Source organism: Megasphaera vaginalis (ex Srinivasan et al. 2021) (assembly GCF_000478965.1).
GTDB lineage: Bacteria > Bacillota > Negativicutes > Veillonellales > Megasphaeraceae > Megasphaera > Megasphaera vaginalis.
In genome coordinates, this window is record NZ_AWXA01000046.1 from 12,420 (window position 1) to 32,296 (window position 19,877).

Genomic DNA, 19,877 nt, shown 5'->3' on the forward strand with positions numbered 1-19,877 from the left:
ATGCGTACCTTTATTTATATCGATATAATTCTCTAACTTCTTCGCGCGTTAAACGGCGGTAAGCGCCGCGCTTGACGCCATGGAGCGTCAGAAAAGCGTACTGTACACGCTTTAAATTATGCACTTTATAGCCGAAATATTCAACCATCCGCCGCACTTGTCGGTTGCGCCCTTCATGGATCGTAATCTCCAACGTCGTCATGTCGTTTGCACCGTCATATCCGTTATAACAGACAATCGCCGGCGCCGTCATTCCGTCGGCGAGTTTAACGCCGTCTGCCAGCTTCTGCAAATGCCCTTCGGCAACGCGACCTTTGATTCTGACTTCATACGTCTTATCGACAAGCCGACTCGGATGCATCAGGATATTTGCCAAAGCGCCGTCATTAGTCAGCAGCAGCAACCCTTCCGTATTTTGATCCAAGCGGCCAACAGGATAAATTCTGTCCTTTACGGCTGAAAAGTAGTCTAAAACGGTTTCTCTTCCCTGATCATCGCTTGCTGTCGTAATGACCCCCTTCGGTTTATTGAAGAGATAATAATGCTTCGGCTGCATCTCCAGCTTCTGCCCGTTGACGACGATGACATCGCGATCAGGATCGACTTTTACGCCCAATTCCTTGACGATGACGCCGTTGACACGCACCTTACCAGCCAGGATCAATTGCTCCGAAGCGCGCCGCGAAGCAACGCCGCAACTACTCATCACTTTTTGCAATCGTTCCATTTTCTTCCTCCTGTACAGCGCCAGCTGCATCTGCGTCAAAATTTTCTTCCCGTAAAAGGATCGTCAAATCATCTAATGAATTCAAGCCGATACATTCCAAAAAGTACGGTGACGTTCCGTACAAAATAGGCCTGCCAGGCGTATCTTTACGCCCCAGGTCCTGGATCAGGCCCTGCTGCAACAAAGCCGAAACGATATGTCCCGACGAAACGCCGCGCAACTTTTCTATTTCCGCCCTTGTTATCGGTTGCTTAAAAGCGATGATGGACAGCACTTCCAACGCCATAGCTGATAATTCCGTCGTCCCGCTGCGAACCCAATTGATCCGGTCGTGCAGTTCTTTCTTCGTTGCCAGCTGATACCCTCCGGCTACTGTCAGCAGCGTAATGCCATGCTGTTCATGAAGTAACAGTCGTTGCAGCGCTGCTGCCGTATCCCGTACCGTATCTGCCGTCCATCCCGTATGGGCGCTTAAATCCGCAACGGTCAGCGGTTCACCGCTGAGAAAGAGCAGCGCTTCCAAAATTGCCGTTCTCTCCGGCTCTGCAGTTGTATTGCAAGGCAAGGGCATGTCCATCGTCTCCGTCAGATATAGTCCGGCATTGTCCCATTTTTACTAATTCCAAGACAGCCAAAAAAGTAATGATCAATTCTAATTTCGTACGGCAAGAGCGGAAAATGTCGGAAAGCGTCACCGGTTTCCGCTGTCTGGCAAGCAGTTCCTTCACCCGCTCCATACATTCATCGACCGTATAGATTTCCTGCCGTATCCGTACAACTGCCGGCGTCGATTCTTCCAATGCCAGGAAAACCGTATGAAAGGCTTGATACAGGGCATTTTTTTGAATGGTTCCAGAAAACTTCGGCTCATGCGGCAACGGCGTTCGCTCCCTGTCCAACATATAGCTGCGCGCTTCCCAAAGCGTTCCCATCACTTGTGAAAGAGCCTTCATCCGCCTGTATTCGACCAACTGACGGACCAACGCCTCCTGTAAATCGTCTTCAGCCTCATCGCTTGCTTTCGGTACCTTCGGCAGCAAATGACGTGACTTGATCTGCAGCAGCGTTGCCGCCATCAAGAAAAACTTGCTGCCGTAATTAGCATCGAAAGACTTGATCTGACTTATGTACTCATTAAACTGATCCGTAATCTCCACAATAGGGATATGATAGATATCGACTTTATTCTTCTCGATCAGATATAAGAGCAGGTCCAACGGCCCTTCAAAATCCGATACTTTGTAACGATATTCCCCCATCTCGTCTGCAACGTCCCTTTCAAAGGCATGTAACAAAAAAGGCTTGGATCTACATCCAAACCTTCTGGTCGTCTGCAAAAGGCCCCTGCCGAGCCCCTTTACAATGTTTGATTGAGTGGTGCCGGGGACCGGAATCGAACCGGTACGGATATTTCTATCCGACGGATTTTAAGTCCGTTGCGTCTGCCAGTTCCGCCACCTCGGCATGACAGAAAAACTATGGAGGCGGCACCCAGAATCGAACTGGGGATGAAGGTTTTGCAGACCTCTGCCTTACCGCTTGGCTATGCCGCCATACTATGGAGCGGAAAACGAGGCTCGAACTCGCGACCCCCACCTTGGCAAGGTGGTGCTCTACCACTGAGCTACTTCCGCATGATTGGTGCTCAGGGACGGAATTGAACCGCCGACACGGGGATTTTCAGTCCCCTGCTCTACCGACTGAGCTACCTGAGCAAAATGGCGACCCCGATCAGATTTGAACTGACGATCTTCGCCGTGACAGGGCGACATGTTAAACCGCTACACCACGGGGCCGTTTCCATTCGGAACAGTCGATAACTCCGAACAAGGAAGATTATATCATGACAGAAATCATTTGGCAAGTCTAAAAATAAAAGTCTCTGCAAATACCATTCCGCACTCCATCTTCTTTTGCCGGCAGAAAAAGACGTACGTTTCGTCCCGTCCATCCCCGCCGGGAACGCCGGTTATAGTCCGATCGCAGTAAAAGCCCCTTACCTTTCCGGTAAGGGGCTTTTCTGATGGGGCCTTTTATTTTGCATAATCGATCATCCGTGTTTCGCGGATAATAACAACCTTGATCTGACCGGGATATTCCAATTCAGCTTCAATCCGTTTGACAATATCGTGAACGAGGATGACACAGTCGTCTTCGCTCAATTTTTCCGGTTTTACCATAACCCGAATTTCTCTGCCTGCCTGAATGGCGAAACAGTCTTCGACACCGTCAAAAGATTCGGCGATTTCTTCCAGTTTTGTCAATCGTTTCAAATAATTTTCAAGCGTTTCCCGACGCGCTCCCGGACGAGCCGCCGAAACGGCATCAGCTGCCGCGACAAGCACAGCCTCAATCGTGGACGGTTCTTCATCGCCGTGATGAGAGGCAATCGCATTGATGACTATTTTTGATTCGCCGTACTTCTTGGCGACATCAATGCCAATGGAAACGTGCGTTCCTTCCATATCATGATCCAACGCTTTGCCGATATCGTGAATTAAGCCGGCGCGTTTGGCCATCGTTGCGTCTACGCCGAGCTCTGTTGCCATGATTCCCGCAAGCTGCGCAACTTCGATAGAGTGACGCAGCACGTTTTGTCCGTAGCTGGTGCGATAACGCAGACGTCCGAGAACTTTGATCAATTCCGGATGGAGGCCGCGCACGCCTGTTTCGTACGTTGCCTGTTCTCCCGCTTCGCGAATCTTCTGATTGACCTCCTTACGAGCTTTTTCAACCATTTCTTCAATGCGCGCAGGATGAATCCGACCGTCGACGATCAATTTTTCCAACGCGATACGGGCAACTTCTCGGCGAATCGGATCAAAACAGGATAATATGACCGCTTCCGGTGTATCGTCAATAATCAAATCGACGCCGGTAAGCGTTTCAATGGCACGGATATTACGGCCTTCACGACCGATGATCCGCCCTTTCATTTCATCGTTAGGCAAAGAAACGACGGAAACCGTTGTTTCTGCCACATGATCGGCGGCGCACCGCTGGATTGCCATCGAGATAATTTCTCTGGCCTTCCCTTCAGCTTCTTCTTTCGCCTCGTCTTCGAGATTTTTAATCATAATTGCCGTGTCATGCTTAACTTCCGTTCTGACGTTGTTCAGAAGTAATTCCTTCGCGTCTTCAAAGGTAAGTCCCGAAATCCGTTCAAGCTCCGCCATCTGCCGATCATGGAGCAAATCTACTTTCTCTCTGACTTTAGCGATTTCATTTTCCTTGCGAATCAGCGATTCTTCCTTTTTTTCAATCACTTCCGTCTTTTTGTCCAAATGCTCTTCCTTCTGCAGGAGACGCCGTTCCATGCGTTGTATTTCCGCGCGACGCTCTTTATTCTCGCGTTCGACGTCGGCACGCAGCTTGTGGACTTCTTCTTTCCCTTCGAGGATAAGTTCCTTCTTGTGGGCTTCCGCCGTCTGTCTGGCATTGGAAACAATCCGTTCCGCTTCGACTTCAGCTTGACCCAGTTTTCCTTCAGCTATCTTCACGCGATAATAATAACCGGCGCCAAGACCGATCACGGCGAAGACAACTGCTGTAGCTAGTATTGCCAACATTCCTGATTTCACCTCCTTTTCAATAAAAAAAACCGAACGTACTGTCCGGCTTTTTTAATATGAATCATTAATTTCTTTACTTCATTTTCAAAAAACCTATACCTATGCAAAATAATCTTCAGTCAGGAAACTGACTACTCTAATTGTAGTTTTTTTTCACATTCCTGTCAAGGAAAATACGTTTCCGTTACAGCGCGGATAACGGCCCCCGAAAAACCGCGATAAGCCAGAAAACGGCTTATTTTCCGGATATCCGGCGTTTCTTCCCCGAAGCGTCTGCGCAACAGTCGGCAAGCCGTTTCATATTCATCGCCCGGTTCCGCATCGGCCGGTATCGGCAGGTGCCGCTGACGCAATTTATTACAGATGTAACGATGTCCGTACTGTTCTTTTTGGCGATAATAACGATATACTGAGCGGGCCAGACGGCAATCATCAAGCAGCCGTTCTTCCTTAAGACGGCCGACGACGGCGTCGGCCAAACGCCCGTCAATTCCCTTACGCGTCAATTTGCCGCGCATCTCCGCTTCGCTGAGGAAGCGCACACGGAGAAACCGCAGCGCTTCGTTGTAGGCCTCAGAAAATCCCATGGTCACGCATCGGTACCGTCAGTACTCGTTTCCGGAATATCCGTCAGCACTTCATCAAACTTTTCCGGTTCCGCCGCCAACGTATCGCGAATGATTTTTTCCACTTCGTCCGCCACGTCCGGATGTTCCTGAAAGTAAGCTTTGGCATTTTCCTTGCCCTGCCCCAGCCGCTCTCCCTTATACGAATACCAAGTGCCGCTCTTCTCAACAATATCCATAGAAGACGCCAAATCCAGGATCGTTCCTTCCTTGGAAATGCCCGTTCCGTACATGATGTCGAATTCGCAGTTGCGGAAAGGCGGCGCGACTTTGTTTTTTACGACCTTGACGCGAGCTCTGTTGCCGATGACATCGCCGCCGCTCTTAATCGCCTCGCCCTTGCGGATTTCAATGCGGATGGACGAATAGAATTTCAGCGCCCTGCCGCCTGTCGTCGTTTCCGGATTGCCGAACATGACGCCGACTTTTTCACGGAGCTGATTAATGAAGATGACGATTGCTTTCGATTTGGAAATAATCCCCGTCAGCTTGCGCAGGGCCTGACTCATCAGCCGCGCCTGCAAACCGACATGGGAATCTCCCATTTCGCCTTCAATTTCCGCTTTCGGCACAAGGGCCGCAACGGAGTCGACGACAATGATGTCGACAGCGCCGCTGCGCACGAGTTCTTCCGTAATTTCCAGCGCCTGCTCGCCGTTATCGGGCTGGGAAATCAGCAAATCAGCCGTATCGACACCTAAATGCCGGGCATAAACGGGATCTAATGCATGTTCGGCATCGATAAATGCGGCAATACCGCCGTTTTTCTGTGCCGAAGCAATGGCGTGCAACGCCAACGTCGTCTTCCCCGATGATTCGGGACCGTAGATTTCGATGACGCGGCCGCGCGGAAATCCGCCGACGCCGACAGCCAGGTCCAAGGCCAGCGATCCCGTCGAGATGACCTCCATGTTCATCTTCCCGGCCAAGTCGCCAAGGCGCATAATGGCGCCTTTACCAAAATCCTTTTCAATCTTGCGCAAGGCATTCTCAAGAGCTGCTTGTTTCGCTTCCATCGTTTTCTCCTATTCTTGGTGCTCCAATACATATTGTAATCCGTAGTATATTGCCCGCGTTGCGGCGCGGTACTTTATTTCCATCCTGTCGCCGGGATAAATATCGCGATGCACGGCCGTTCCCCAGAGACCGTCTATACCGGTGTATACCAAACCGACGGGCCGTTCTTCCGTACCGCCGCCGGGGCCGGCAACACCGGTCGTGCTGACGGCCAGATCGCAGCCGTAAAGCCGGCGGCTGCCGCGCGCCATTTCAGCGGCGGTTTCAGCGCTGACCTCGGTAAAGGTCGCAAGTGTCGCCGGCGACACGCCGAGCAATTTCTCTTTCATTTCATTGCAATAGGTCCCGGCAGACCCGCGAAAATAACCGGAACTGCCCGGGATATCGGTAATCAGCGAACCGATCAGGCCGCCGGTACATGATTCGGCGGCGGCAACAGTTAACCGGCGTCTGCGCAGCTCCCGTCCCAAGGCGTCGGCAATGGTTTCCTCATTAAAAGTGACCGCCGTCCGCGCCAGCCGTCGCCGCAATTCTTTTTCAAGAGGCTGCAGCAGCGACTGTGCGGCGTTTGCCGTTTCCGCCTGTGCCGTCAGACGAACTTCGACGAATCCGGGACGGGCATACATGGCAATTGTCGGATTCGACTGCGCTATAATCAGATCCATCAACTTTTCTTCCAGCAGCGCCTCACCCATATCGTAAATATTGACGTACAGAGACTGAATGTACCCTTGCGGTCCGAACCGCTGCAGCAAATACGGCTGTACCCGATGCACAAACATCCACTGCATTTCTCGCGGCGGCCCGGGCAGATGGATCAAAACCTTGCCACCCTGTTCCGCCGCAATCCCCGGCGCCGTACCGGCTTCATTGGAAAAAATAACGGCGCCTTCCGGAATCATGGCCTGCCGCTTTTGGTTAGCCGTCAGCGAGCTCCGTTCGGGATGGTGCGCCTGAAGCCAGGAAGATATGTCTGCCATGACGGAATGATGATAGACCAAGGGGAGCCCAAGCACCTCTGCGCCGACAAGTTTAGTCATATCCCCCTGCGTTGGACCGAGCCCGCCTGTCGTAATGACGATGTCGACACGCTGCAGCGCCGTCTCCAAAACCGCTTTCATGCGCTGCGGGTTGTCACCTACCGTCGTCTGGTACAAAACGGAATATCCCAGGCGATTCAGCTGCTGTGACAAATAGCGGGCGTTATCGTTGCCGATTTCTCCCATAAGCAATTCCGAGCCTGTCGTCACCAGTTCTACAAACATAGCCGCTCCTTTCTCATTCCGCCAATTCTGCAGTCAAATCATACGCAAAGCCCTGCACGATGCGAACGACAACCATATCGCCGGGCTGCAGGCCGGCGGCATTATCCACATAGGTCAGACCATCAACCTCGGGAGCTTGTATCTCAATCCGCCCTACAGCCTGCACGACGCCGTCTTCTTCAACGATTTTTTCCGCCAGAAACGTATGCAACGTTCCTTCGAGACTTCGATTCCTTCGTTCTGATACGGCAGCCTGGATCGACATCAGCATATGATAACGTTCTTCTTTTACTGCGGCAGAAATCTGATCAGGCATTTTGGCGGCTGCAGTCCCGTCTTCCTGTGAATAGGAAAAAACACCGACAGCATCAAACGCCGTATCTTCAACAAAGTTGCAGAGTTCCTGAAACTCCGCTTCCGTTTCGCCCGGAAATCCGACAATAAAAGTGGAACGTAAAGCCAATTTACGGCCATGCCGACAGAGCTTTTGGATCAAGGCGAGGACATCAGCCTGTGAATCGCGTCGATTCATTCGTTCCAATACGGACTGCGCTATATGCTGAAGCGGCAAGTCGACGTAAGGACAGATTTTTTCCTCCCTAATCATGAGCTCCATCAATTCATCGGTAAAGTAATGGGGATATAAATAGAAAAGCCTGATCCAGCGGATACCGTCAATTTCCACCAACTGCCGCAATAACGCGGGCAACAACGATACGCCGGCAATATCGACACCGTAACTCGTCGTATCCTGCGCGATCAGATTAATTTCCTTTACGCCTTCGGCGGCCAGCGTTTTCACTTCCGCAACAATCGAGTCGATCGGCCGGCTGAACAGCGGTCCCCGAACCTGAGGAATAATACAAAAGGTGCAGCCGTTATTGCACCCTTCTCCGATCTTGACGTAAGCGCTGTACGTCGGCGTCGTTCGCACCCGACTCGTATGCTGATCATAGAGGTGACGAACGTCATCCATAAAACAGGCGCGCCGACCTTGTTTGACAGCCTGAATGGCTTCCCAAATCCGATCCCATGAGCCGGTACCGAGAAGAGCGTCGACTTCCGGCATTTCTTCCAACAGGCTTTCTCTATACTGTTGGCCGAGACAGCCTGTAACGATAAGCATCCGGCAACGCCCTTCCGTTTTATAGCGCGCCGCATCCAAAATCGTACGAATCGATTCTTCTTTGGCCTTTTCAATAAACGTACAGGTATTGACAATGATGATATCGGCTGCTGCCAAATCGTCGACAATGCGAAGATGATGATCTTTCAAAATCCCCAGCATCACTTCCGTATCAATTAAATTTTTAGAGCAACCGAGACTGACAAACCCTATATTTTCCATCTACATTCCTTTCCCGAAGCGAATTGTTTTGATCCACCAATCCTGAACCTGCCGCCGCTCTTTTTCGGTAACGACCTGTGCCATGTCAAAAAACACCGGACTGTGGCCCCGTGAATCAACATGAGCCGGTAACGCATCGGTCGTATAGTTTAAATAAAGATGATTTTTCTGCAATATGCCGTCGACAGGTGAGGATAAAAGCCAGTCCATAAAGGCAGTCGCCAACTCATCATCGGCGCACCATTGCGTAAGTGCAGCGCCTGTCAGCCAGTAGGCGGTCCCATCCTGCGGATAAAGGATGTAGATCGGCGCCCCGTCGTTGCGATATTGTCTGGCAGCAGCGCCGTCGGTAATGCCGATCTGGGCGTCATTGCCGGCAACGCGGAGAATAATCGGCGATAAAGACGTGCTGTAAGCACCGATGTGGTTCTGCAAGGTCTTAAAATACAAGGACGCATTATCCTGACCGCGCAGTGAAACGAAATGAAACAGAAAATTTCCCGTTAAATCGGTAGCCGCCAGATCGGGAAACGCAACGACGACTTGCGGATCCGTCAGCAAATCATCCCAATAGTTGATCTCACGACCTCGTCGGGCATAGTAATCGCGGCTGACAACAAAAACCAGAGGATCAAACCAAAGTCCCGTCCAATTGCCGTCAGCAGCTTTGAACCGCTCCGGAACCGCAGCTGCCCGCTCGGACGAACTGGCCTTCAAATGTTGTAATCCGTCTTCGCTATACAACGTTTCTTCCGAAGCAATGACAAAATCCGGGATACGCTCGTTCGGGTCTTTTAAAAGACGGCGTATCGTATCGTCGCTTTCCGTGCGTATCTGGATGCGCAGTTTCGTCTCCTCATAAAAGGCTGCGGCAAGATCCCGATTAACGGCATCCGGCAAATCGGATACGACAACCAGGTGCCGTTCCGCTTCGTAAGCTGCCGCCGCCTTGGCCGCCTGTTGCTCTTCAATGACATAGGCGCATAAGGCCAACACGGAAATAACAAAGAAGATGATGCCGACGAAAGGCATTTGTTTTTTAATCATAGACTCACCTGTTCTTGCTCTTCTTTCTCACCTTTACACGTCTCTTGACAGGCCGGCCGTCGTCTTGCGCCGCTCTCTTTTCCGGCAGCCGACGCGGCCCAATCAGACATTTGGACCCGTAACCGATAAGATCGCGGCGGCCGGCGCGGCAGAGCGCCTGATAGACGAGATCGTAATTGGCCGGAGAAGCATATTGCATCAAAGCCCGCTGCATGCGCTTATCTTCTTTGCCGCGGGCAACATAAACGGGCTTTCCCGTAAGCGGATTTTCACCTGTATAATACATTGCCGTCGACAGACTCCCCGGAGTAGGAATAAAGTCCTGCACCTGCTCCGGCTGCATATGCATATCGCGCAAAAATTCGGCCAACGCCACGGCATCGTTCAGCGTACAGCCGGGATGACTGGACATAAAATACGGAACCAAATATTGCTTCTTGCCGATTTGCCGATTGGCTTCGTCAAAAAGTTCTTTAAAACGCAAAAAATCCTGTACGCCAGCCTTCCCCATCAGATCCGTCACATGCTTGACGACATGCTCCGGCGCGACCTTAAGCTGCCCGCTGACATGATAACGACACAGTTCTTCGATAAATTCGGCAGGATTATCCGCCAAAAGATAATCGTACCGCAACCCTGATCGGACAAAAACCTTCTTGACACCTTTTACATGGCGAATTTCCCGAAGCAGTGCCAGGTAATCGCTGTGAGACGCATTTACGTTCGGACAGACTTCACTGCCGACGCAATGCCTGTTACGGCAGGCGCCTTCCGTTTCCTGTTTACGGCAGGCGGCATGGCGAAAATTGGCCGTCGGACCGCCGACGTCATGGATATACCCCTTAAAGCCTGGCAACGTCGTCATTTTCTCGGCTTCGCGCAGCAAGGACTGATGACTGCGATGTTGAATAATCCGCCCCTGATGACTGGCAATCGCACAAAAATGACAATTCCCGAAGCAACCGCGATGGCTGGTCAGGCTGAATTGGACTTCCTGCAAAGCCGGGACGCCGCCGACTGCATCATAGGCGGGATGCCACCGGCGTTGAAAGGGCAATTCGTATATCGCGTCCAGTTCAGCCGTCGTCAACGGCAACGCCGGCGGATTCTGGACGAGATATCGATTTTCCGACGCCTGCACAACCGTCTTGCCGTAAAAGGGATCCTGCTCTTCATACTGTATTTTAAAAGCTTTCGAAAAAAGCTTCTTATCTCTCTTCACCTCTTCATAGGAAGGGCAGAAAACGAGATTCTTCCCTCGCGGCTCTCGGCTTGTAACATAGCAGATGCCGCGGATGTTGTACATTTCCGCCGGCGATTTTCCTTCAGCCAACGCATCGGCTATTTCGACTATCGACCGTTCTCCCATACCGTAGCTGAGTATATCCGCCTTACTGTCAAGCAGAATCGAATGCCGCACCTTATCGGACCAGTAATCATAATGGGCAAAGCGGCGCAGACTGGCTTCAATGCCGCCGATAATGACGGGTACATCCTTGTAAGCTTCGCGCATACGATTGGCGTATACGATGGTAGCCCGTTCCGGACGGCGTCCGATAGCGCCGCCGGGAGAGTAGCTGTCTTTATTACGAATCTTTTTGGCCGCCGTCTTTTCATTCAGCATCGAATCGAGATTGCCTGCCGTAATCAACGCCGCCAGACGCGGTCTTCCCAACGCCTTGAACGGTTCCAACCGTTGCCAGTCCGGTTGCGAAATGAGACCGACCCGATAGCCGCGGCTTTCTAACACTCTGCCGATAACAGCGGCGGCAAAGCCGGGATGATCGACGTAGGCATCTCCGTTGATATAGACGAAATCCAACTGATCCCAACCGCGTTCTTCCATATCGGCGCGGCTCGTGACCAAAAACTGCTGTGACATACAGTCCCCCTATACGAGCAGCCAGGCAATGAGGAAAATAAACAAAACGAGACCGGCAACAATCGTAATTTCCGGCCACCGTCCCTGATTTCGCCTCTTTCTGGCAATTTTTTTGCCCTTCAGATCGCGCTGCCGCGCCTGCTGTACCAGGCGCACATCCGGCTGCGGCGGCTGCGGCGTTATTCCTTCACGGTAAACTTCCACGAGCGCTTTACCGTCAACGCCCAGATAAGATGCGTAGGTACGGATAAAGCCCCTGACAAAAACAGCGCCCGGTATTTCATCAAATCTATTCCCTTCCAACGCTGCCAAATACGCTTCCTTTATATGTACGGCACGGGATACTTCCGGCAAGGTGCGCTCCTGCCGCTGCCGTTCGGCCTGCAGTACTTCTCCGATAGACGACAAAAAAACAGCTCCCTTCTTTCCCCACTACACATTTTCATAATTATATACCACTTGCCCAAAAATTGATATCTTTTTATGAATGCAGATATTTCCGTTCCACTTCTTCGGCAGTCATTAAAATTTCCCTGCCTTTGCTGCCATTGCCGGGCCCGACGATGTGCAGCGCTTCCATGGCATCGACCATGCGTGCAGCGCGGGAAAACCCGACACGGAAGCGGCGCTGCAGCATGGATACCGATGCCTGACCCGTTTCCAGCACCATGGCGATAGCCTGTTCCATCAGCTCATCTTCAAAAAGCGCATCGGCCTTTTCATCAGACTCATCTTGTGCTTTCTGCACGGCTTCACTGTACACCGGAGTACCTTGAGAACGAATAAATTCAACCAACTCGTCGATTTCTCCATCCGAAATGAAGGCCCCTTGCACGCGGAGCGGCTTCGATGCGCCCATAGGATAAAACAACATATCGCCTTTACCGATAAGCTTTTCGGCGCCGGCCATATCCAAAATGGTTCGCGAATCGATCTGACTGGATACGGCGAAAGCAATGCGGCTCGGCACATTCGCTTTGATCAATCCCGTCAAGACGTCGACGGAAGGGCGCTGCGTAGCCAGGACCAGATGCATGCCGCAGGCTCTGGCTTTTTGCGCCAGACGGCAGATGGATTCTTCAACATCGCCGGAAGCCGCCATCATCAGATCGGCCAATTCATCGATAATGATCACGACAAAAGGCATGGCATCTTCCGGATTGATTTCATTATACCGCGATATATCGCGGGTTTTCGTTTGCGCAAACCGTTTGTACCGGTCATCCATTTCACGAACGGCCCACCGCAGCACATTTGCCGCTTTCTTGGGATCGGTAACGACAGGCGTCATCAAATGGGGAATTCCGTTATAATTGGATAATTCGACGACCTTCGGATCAATCAGCACCAGTTTGACATCTTCCGGCCGCTGCTTGAAAAGAATACTGGCAATAAAGGTATTGATGCATACGCTTTTACCGGAACCGGTGGAACCGGCAACAAGCAGATGCGGCATCTTCGTCAAATCGGCAATAACGGGGTTGCCGGCAATATCCTTGCCCAGGCTGACCGGTACGCCGCGAGCCGCATGCTTGAATGAATCGGTATCAAGCACGTCGCGCAACGCTACACCCGTCAATTTTTTATTCGGTACTTCAATGCCGACAGCAGCTTTGCCGGGAATGGGCGCTTCAATACGAATATCCGTTGCCGCCAACTTCAAGGCAATGTCGTCGGCCAAGTGAACGATTTTGCTGACTTTGACACCGGCCGCCGGTTCCAGTTCGTAGCGCGTAACGGCCGGGCCTTGACTGGCATTCATGATCGTCGCGTCAATATTGAAACTTCGCAGTGTTTCTTGGAGTATCTTTGCATTTTGCCGCACTTCATCGCTAAGTCCCGCCGCTTGTTCCTTGCCGGCATGAAGAATGGAAAGAGGCGGTAGCCGGTACGTCCGTTCTCCCTGAGCCGTCGGCACGGCGCTCTGCCCCTGTGTTCCCACATCAGCGGCAGCATCGATCCGTTCCACTTCAACGGGACGAAGATCGGGAAGATCAAGCGCGATGTCGGCGACAGGCGCAGTTCCTTCCTGCGGCGCCGGCGCAGTGGCGGCAGCGACAGGAACAGCAATTTCCGGCACGACGGCAGAAGCGGCTTCTTCCGCTTCCGCCACTGGCTGCAACACGTCTCCTTTTTCCTCCGGTTCCGCTGCCGGCGCTTGTCCGTTCAGTCCGTCGTCAGCCGTCTCCGCAGCCGTGACCGGCACGGTTTCATCGGCAGTACGCGGAACCGGCCCGTTTTCGTCTTTTTGCGGCAACGATACGTCCACCTTCTCCCTGCCCCTTGACTCCTCAAGGTCTTTCTCCACGTCATAGATATGCCGTTCCTGCCACTGTTGGCGCAGTGACCGCGAAGCTTCGTGAATACCGGCGGCAGCCTTTTCCGAGACCTTAACCACTTCTTCTGCGGCCCTGTCGGAAGCAATGGCAACAGGTCGTGAAATAGAAAACTTCTTCCAAATCATGATCGTAATGAACAAAAGGATGAGCAGCGCCAGCCCTGCGGCAAAAGAACCGAGAAACGTGCGCAGCAGGGAAACGACAACGGCGCCGACAAGACCGCCGCCGAAACGCAGGACGTCCGACGCGAATTCCGTTCCCTCCGTACTGAGACATAGGTGATAAAAAGCCAGAAGCAAAACATATACCAAGGCGGCGGCAAGCCAATTACCATTCACCGGGCAGGCCTTGCGTACAATAATATATTTTAATCCCAGTATCAAAACGGCGACAGTAAATACAATGCGACCGAAACCGAACCCCCAGGCCAATGCGGAATCCAGTCCGGCGCCAATGTTTCCGGTACCGATACCGATAACGCCGAGACTGGCGAAGATGCCGAAAAAAGCCAGTACCAACCCAATGATCTCATATTTCATCAGCCCCGCATCGACACGGCGCCCACGTCTCTTACCGCTCCTGCGCACCGTTCGCGCCGACGAAGCGCCTTTCATCTTTATTGCACCTTTTTTCCCCTGTGCCAATCCGTTCACCTTCCAAAGCGAGTTTACATCTGCTCAAACCGTTCATTTATTTGCTTTTTCAATCAAACAGAAAGCCGCCAAGATGTCTCAGCGGCTCTATCGTCAGCAGTATACAAATAAGAAAAAGAACCCCACCATGCCGTTTATAAACCGAGTTTTGAGCCTGCCTAAGCAGGTGGGTGTCCTCCTATGAGGTTCAACAGTCCCGCAAAAGGCATTGTTTTACCGCAATAGAGCCCGGACTCCCAATGTATGAAGTGTTGGTTCAAAACATCGAGACCATTTACGCACACAGTAGGGTTTTCTCTTGTGTATAGTATATCAAATTAATGTGAAAAATCAAGTCATGACGCAGAACAGCTGCCGTTCCACCTAAATGGCCGATGCATTTTTGAAAAAAGCGGCGCCGTTTTAGCGGATACGCTTAAAGGCGTTTCGTGATCAAGTCACACCCCATGTACGGTCGCAGTGCTTCCGGCACAATGACGCTGCCGTCGGCTTGCTGATAATTTTCCAAAATGGCGGCTACCGTCCGGCCGACGGCCAGGCCGGAGCCGTTCAAGGTATGAACGTATTCCGGTTTGTCCTTCGGCGAACGACGGAACCGAATATTGGCACGGCGAGCCTGGAAGTCTTCCGTGTTGGAGCACGAAGAAATTTCCCGATACTTCTGTTGGGCAGGGAACCAAACCTCCACATCGAAGGTCTTGGCCGCCGAAAAACCGATATCGCCGCTGCAGAGGCACACGACATGATACGGCAGTCCCAACTCCTTCAAAATGTCTTCCGCATTCCGTGTCAGCTTATCCAGTTCATCATAACTTGATTCAGGCGTTACGTACTTGACCATTTCCACCTTATGGAACTGATGTTGACGGATCAGCCCGCGCGTATCGCGGCCCGCCGAACCTGCTTCGGCGCGGAAACACGGCGTCAGCGCCGTCAAATAAATCGGCAGTTGAGCACCGTCGATGATTTCGTCACGATAATAATTCGTCAGCGGCACCTCAGCCGTCGGAATCAGGAAATATTCCGTTCCTTCGAGACGGAACATATCTTCGTAAAACTTCGGCAGTTGCCCTGTTCCCTGCATGGATTCGCGATTGACGATATACGGTGGGATCACTTCCGTATACCCGTCCTTTTCCGTATGCCTGTCAAGCATGAAATTGTAGACGGCGCGTTCCAAACGGGCGCCGGCGCCAACATAAAAATAAAAGCGTGAGCCTGTAACTTTAGCGGCCCGTTCGGCATCGAGAATACCCAGTCTTTCTCCTACTTCCCAATGATCGAGAGGTTGGAAATCAAAGCTGCGCACTTCGCCCCACTTACGCACTTCCGGATTGTCGCTGTCATCATTGCCGAAGGGCACGGAAGCGTGACACATATTGGGAATCATCAATTGAATATCCCTGAGTCTTCCTTCTACATCGCGAATTTGTTTATCGAGCGCATCGATTTCATCGCCCAGTTGTTTCATGGCTTTGATTTGTTCACCGGCATCTTCCTTATTCCTTTTCAAACGACTGATCTCTTGCGTCGCCGTATTCCGTTCATTCTTCATCGCTTCCGCTTTTTGGATCAATTCGCGCCGTTCTCCGTCCAAAGTTGCAAATGCGTCCAAATCAACCTTTGCGTGCCGGTTTTCAATATTAGCCTTCACGGCAGCCAGATTTTCACGTATAAATTTAGTATCTAACATCGCTGATCGTCTCCTTTACCGTCTTGAAATCATAATCCTTTTTGTTCAATCGCTGTACAGGTACCCCATATGAAGAGTTGAATTTAAAAGCACCAAACGCCACTTACCATTATGACATTCCAAGACATTTATGCAAGTGTTGTCTTGCTTAATTTGCCAGAAATGACTCATGTCCAAGCCCAGCAGATCACAAATAATCGCTTTGTTAACGGCGTCATGAGCCGCTACCAGAACGGTCTTCCCGTCATACGCCTCGGCATACTCGGCAAAGGCGTCCCTGACGCGGCGCCGCACGTCTTCCAGCGACTCGCCGCCGTCTCCCGGCATGGTCACCGTCTCCGGCCGCTCATGCCAGGCCGCGAATTCCGCCGGATAAGCACGTCTGATCTCATCGGCCAGACGTCCCTCCCAAAGACCGTGATTGATCTCCAGCAATCGTTTGTCCTTGACAACCTGGAGCCGGTGCAGATCGGCGCAGAAAGTACACGTAAGATACGACCGGCGCAGAGGGCTGGAAATGCAGACATCGATCGGGACCTGACGCAGCCCTTCGGCAACCAGATGCCCCTGCTGCACCCCCTTTTCGCTGAGCGCCGTATCTTCCTGCCCTTGATAACGGCCTTCAATGTTCCACTGCGTTTCTCCATGTCTGATTAAAATGATTCGTACCATACCTACCTCCTACGACTGCGTTTCGCAATGAATCAGTTTCATGCCGAGTATCCCGTCTATAGAGCGAAGCTTCAACATAATATCGTTCGGAATGTCATCCTGCACGGCAATCGCCATGATATTATGCCCCGCTTTTGTCATCTTGCCGACTTGCATGCCGTTAATATTGATATGAGCCTGCCCCAGGATCGTGGAAATCTGGCCGATCATGTTCGGCTGATCGATATGCGGCGCCAACAGCAGATAGCCTTCCGGAGTGAAATCGACACGATATTCATCGATCTGTACGATCTTGGCTTCCGTATTATTAAACAGGGTTCCGACTAAAGAGTGTTCTCCTTTGTCCGTCTTGATGCGAACCGTAACGGCATCGAGGAAATACCCTGCGTCATGGGACTTTATTTCCTTGACCGAAATGTGGCGTGTCCGGGCAACTTCCGGCGCATTGACAAAATTGACCGATTCCTGAAGAATCGGATTAAGAGCGCCTTTCAGGACGGCTGTCGTCAAAAGGCCGATTTCCGTATCGGCCAGTTTGCCCGTATATTCGACACTGATTTCCCGCATCGGTCCTTCAGACAGATAAACACCGAGAATGCCCATCCGTTCCATCAGATCAAAATACGGCTGAATCAGCGTATACACGTTTTTCGGAATCGGCGCCATATTGACGGCTGTCGGTACCGGTTCACCGCGCAGCGCCGCCATGACGCCTTCGGCAACATCCAGGGAAACGCCCTCCTGCGCTTCAATCGTCGAAGCCCCGAGATGCGGCGTAATGACGACGTTGTCCATGCCGATGAACGGATTGATATCCGTTGTCAGCGGTTCCGTCGGAAAAACGTCAATAGCGGCCCCCGCCACGTGACCGCTCTTCAGTGCTGCCGCCAAAGCTTCAATGTCGAGAACAGCGCCGCGGGAAACATTGATAAGACGGACGCCGTCCTTCATTTTAGCTATTTCGGCGGCACCGATCATGCCGCGCGTTTCCTTCGTCAGCGGCGTATGGAGCGTAATGTAGTCCGCTTCTTTCAGGAGCGTATCCAGATCAACGAGCTCAACGCCCAACTGCTTGCCCCGCTCTTCGGGAATGTAAGGGTCACAACCGATCGTTCGCATTTCCATGGCCTGCATCCGCTTGGCAATACGCGAGCCGATACGGCCGACACCGACGATACCAATCGTTTTGCCGCGCAATTGGATGCCCGTAAATCGTTCCCGATCCCATTCGCCGGCAAGAAGTGAATTATACGCTTGCGGAATATGGCGCGTGACAGCCATGATCATGGCACATGTATGTTCCGTCGCCGCCACCGTATTCGATTCCGGCGCGTTAACGACAATAATGCCGCGCTGTGTGGCCGCCTTGATATCAATGCTGTCGACGCCGACACCGGCGCGGCCGATCACTTTCAACTTCTTCGCCGCCGCAATAACGTTAGCCGTAACATGTGTCATCGAACGCGTTACCAAACCGTCATATTCTCCGATGCAGGCGATCAGACCGTCTTCATCCAAATTCGTCTGCACTTCCACGTCATACCCGTTCCGGCGCAGCAATTCCACGCCTTTTTCCGATACATCATCGCTGACCAATATCTTCATTTCCTTTACCTCCTTATGCTCCCTACCGTCTCTTGCGGAACTCGTCCATAAATTCCGCCAGCACTTCACAGGCCTCTACGGTGACGGCGTTATAAATCGACGCTCTGCAGCCGCCAAGCGAACGATGGCCTTTCAGGCCGATAAGCCGCCGCGCCGCGCCGGCGGCAACGAAGGCCTTTTCCAATTCCGGCGTCGCCAACCGGAAAGTTACGTTCATTAAACTGCGCGAATCAACGGCGGCATGACCGCGGTAAAAACCGTTACTCCGGTCAATGGCATCGTAAACGATAGCCGCTTTTTGCCGATTGCGTATTTCCATCGCCGTCAGACCGCCGTTCCGGTCGATCCAATGCAAAACTTGATTGACAAAATAAATGGCGAAAACAGGCGGTGTATTATACGTCGAATCATGTTCGACAAAGGTTCGATATTGCAGCATTACGGGAATATCCGTTCGCGCCTGCTGCAGCAGCGTATCCTTTATGATCGCGACAACGGCGCCGGCAGGTCCGACATTTTTCTGCACCCCTGCATACAGTAAATCAAAATCGGCCACATGAACGGGGCGCGCCAGAAAATCACTCGACGCATCGCAGATGAGCGGCAGTCCGAGATGCGGATACTGTTGCCATTCCGTTCCGTAAATCGTATTATTGGACGTAATATAAAGATAATCCGTATCGTTTTGAAGGTGAATCGCGTCGATTTCCGGTATCCTTCCGAAATCTTCCTTTTTACCGCTGGCCGCTTCATAGATCGGCCCGAAAAAGGCGGCAGCTTCCATCGCTTTCGTTGCCCAAACGCCGGTATTGACATACGCGCCGCGCCGTTTCAGGAAATTGGCGCCATGCATCAGAAATTGCATGCTGCCGCCGCCTTGCAGAAAGACGATGTGGTACCCGACGGGAATACGCATCACCTTTTTCAGCAGCGCAATCGTATCGGCCTGCAGTTCCTGATAGGCCGCACTGCGATGACTGATTTCAACGATACTCATACCGGTATGATTGAAATCGAGAAAATCGCGTTGTACTGTCTGCAAGACGGAGAGCGGCATCGCCGACGGTCCGGCATTAAAGTTATAAACTCGTTCCATACCCTGACACCTCTTCAGAAAAAATTAAAAACGGAGAAGCCGTCCCTTTGGGACGAGCTTCTCCATCTCGCGGTACCACCCAATTTGCCGTACTGGAAACAAAAAGTTCTCGCCCCTGAAAAGGGACGAGAACCTATTTCCCGCGTTGCCACCCAACTTGCCGTACGGCCATCTTTGCCAGCTGTACCGGGCATACCCGTCAAATTCATCATTTGCCGCTCCGGAGTGGAACGCCTCACCGTCATGCTGCCTCACAGCGACCGGCAGCTCTCTGAAAAGAATGGCAATTTGCTTCTCCCTCATAGCGTTTTCATAATTTCTTCTTATTATATCCA

15 protein-coding genes, 5 tRNA genes, 1 other RNA gene and 1 pseudogene are annotated in these 19,877 nt (G+C 51.9%); all 22 read right to left on the minus strand.

Features of this window, described 5'->3' with window-relative positions; genetic code table 11:
- Positions 1-10 precede the first annotated feature (10 nt).
- The 22 genes and pseudogenes from HMPREF1250_RS08035 to serC all read right to left on the minus strand — a co-directional run bounded on the left by HMPREF1250_RS08035 (position 11) and on the right by serC (position 19,542).
- Entirely contained in the window at positions 11-727 is a 717-nt protein-coding gene (locus HMPREF1250_RS08035; RefSeq protein WP_023054201.1) for a pseudouridine synthase, read from the minus strand.
- Positions 699-1,250, minus strand: a complete 552-nt coding sequence (scpB, locus tag HMPREF1250_RS08040) for an SMC-Scp complex subunit ScpB (RefSeq protein WP_023054182.1) — start codon at positions 1,248-1,250, stop codon at positions 699-701. The genes HMPREF1250_RS08035 and scpB overlap by 29 nt, the downstream gene beginning before the upstream one ends.
- The gene (locus tag HMPREF1250_RS08045; protein WP_023054155.1) at positions 1,222-1,986 is read right to left on the minus strand and encodes a segregation and condensation protein A; all 765 of its coding nucleotides are present in this window, start codon (positions 1,984-1,986) and stop codon (positions 1,222-1,224) included. The genes scpB and HMPREF1250_RS08045 overlap by 29 nt, the downstream gene beginning before the upstream one ends.
- Positions 1,987-2,102: 116 nt before the next feature.
- A tRNA-Leu gene (locus HMPREF1250_RS08050) sits at positions 2,103-2,191 on the minus strand.
- 15 nt (positions 2,192-2,206) lie between these two features.
- Positions 2,207-2,280, minus strand: a tRNA-Cys gene (locus HMPREF1250_RS08055).
- Positions 2,281-2,286: 6 nt separating this feature from the next.
- Positions 2,287-2,361, minus strand: a tRNA-Gly gene (locus tag HMPREF1250_RS08060).
- A 5-nt stretch (positions 2,362-2,366) separates the two neighbouring features.
- Positions 2,367-2,442, minus strand: a tRNA-Phe gene (locus tag HMPREF1250_RS08065).
- Positions 2,443-2,446: 4 nt separating this feature from the next.
- Positions 2,447-2,523: transfer RNA gene (locus HMPREF1250_RS08070), tRNA-Asp, on the minus strand.
- A gap of 237 nt (positions 2,524-2,760) precedes the next feature.
- On the minus strand, positions 2,761-4,296 hold the full coding sequence (gene rny, locus HMPREF1250_RS08075; RefSeq protein WP_023054204.1) for a ribonuclease Y: 1,536 nt from the start codon (positions 4,294-4,296) through the stop codon (positions 2,761-2,763).
- A gap of 167 nt (positions 4,297-4,463) precedes the next feature.
- A complete protein-coding gene (locus HMPREF1250_RS08080) occupies positions 4,464-4,886 on the minus strand; it encodes a regulatory protein RecX (RefSeq protein ID WP_023054173.1) in 423 nt (140 codons plus the stop codon).
- Between the two features lie 2 nt (positions 4,887-4,888).
- The gene (recA, locus tag HMPREF1250_RS08085) at positions 4,889-5,941 is read right to left on the minus strand and encodes a recombinase RecA (protein WP_023054174.1); all 1,053 of its coding nucleotides are present in this window, start codon (positions 5,939-5,941) and stop codon (positions 4,889-4,891) included.
- 9 nt (positions 5,942-5,950) lie between these two features.
- Positions 5,951-7,207, minus strand: coding sequence for a competence/damage-inducible protein A (locus HMPREF1250_RS08090; RefSeq protein WP_023054214.1), 1,257 nt, complete (start codon positions 7,205-7,207; stop codon positions 5,951-5,953).
- A gap of 13 nt (positions 7,208-7,220) precedes the next feature.
- The gene (gene rimO, locus HMPREF1250_RS08095; RefSeq protein ID WP_023054186.1) at positions 7,221-8,555 is read right to left on the minus strand and encodes a 30S ribosomal protein S12 methylthiotransferase RimO; all 1,335 of its coding nucleotides are present in this window, start codon (positions 8,553-8,555) and stop codon (positions 7,221-7,223) included.
- Positions 8,556-9,602 (minus strand): ABC transporter substrate-binding protein, encoded by a 1,047-nt coding sequence (locus HMPREF1250_RS08100; protein WP_023054187.1) that lies wholly within the window; start codon positions 9,600-9,602, stop codon positions 8,556-8,558.
- A 4-nt stretch (positions 9,603-9,606) separates the two neighbouring features.
- On the minus strand, positions 9,607-11,484 hold the full coding sequence (locus tag HMPREF1250_RS08105) for a YgiQ family radical SAM protein (RefSeq protein ID WP_023054176.1): 1,878 nt from the start codon (positions 11,482-11,484) through the stop codon (positions 9,607-9,609).
- A gap of 9 nt (positions 11,485-11,493) precedes the next feature.
- On the minus strand, positions 11,494-11,892 hold the full coding sequence (locus HMPREF1250_RS08110; protein WP_023054178.1) for a helix-turn-helix domain-containing protein: 399 nt from the start codon (positions 11,890-11,892) through the stop codon (positions 11,494-11,496).
- A gap of 73 nt (positions 11,893-11,965) precedes the next feature.
- Positions 11,966-14,437 (minus strand): DNA translocase FtsK 4TM domain-containing protein, encoded by a 2,472-nt coding sequence (locus tag HMPREF1250_RS08115; protein ID WP_036243040.1) that lies wholly within the window; start codon positions 14,435-14,437, stop codon positions 11,966-11,968.
- A 154-nt stretch (positions 14,438-14,591) separates the two neighbouring features.
- A non-coding RNA gene (gene ssrS, locus HMPREF1250_RS11230) (6S RNA) lies at positions 14,592-14,771 on the minus strand.
- Between the two features lie 120 nt (positions 14,772-14,891).
- Positions 14,892-16,169: a serine--tRNA ligase gene (serS, locus tag HMPREF1250_RS08120; RefSeq protein WP_023054162.1), complete on the minus strand. Its 1,278-nt coding sequence runs from the start codon at positions 16,167-16,169 to the stop codon at positions 14,892-14,894.
- A 29-nt stretch (positions 16,170-16,198) separates the two neighbouring features.
- Positions 16,199-16,841: pseudogene (locus HMPREF1250_RS08125) on the minus strand (histidine phosphatase family protein).
- Between the two features lie 9 nt (positions 16,842-16,850).
- Entirely contained in the window at positions 16,851-18,446 is a 1,596-nt protein-coding gene (serA, locus tag HMPREF1250_RS08130) for a phosphoglycerate dehydrogenase (protein WP_023054199.1), read from the minus strand.
- Positions 18,447-18,468: 22 nt separating this feature from the next.
- On the minus strand, positions 18,469-19,542 hold the full coding sequence (serC, locus tag HMPREF1250_RS08135; protein ID WP_023054194.1) for a 3-phosphoserine/phosphohydroxythreonine transaminase: 1,074 nt from the start codon (positions 19,540-19,542) through the stop codon (positions 18,469-18,471).
- Positions 19,543-19,877 lie beyond the last annotated feature (335 nt).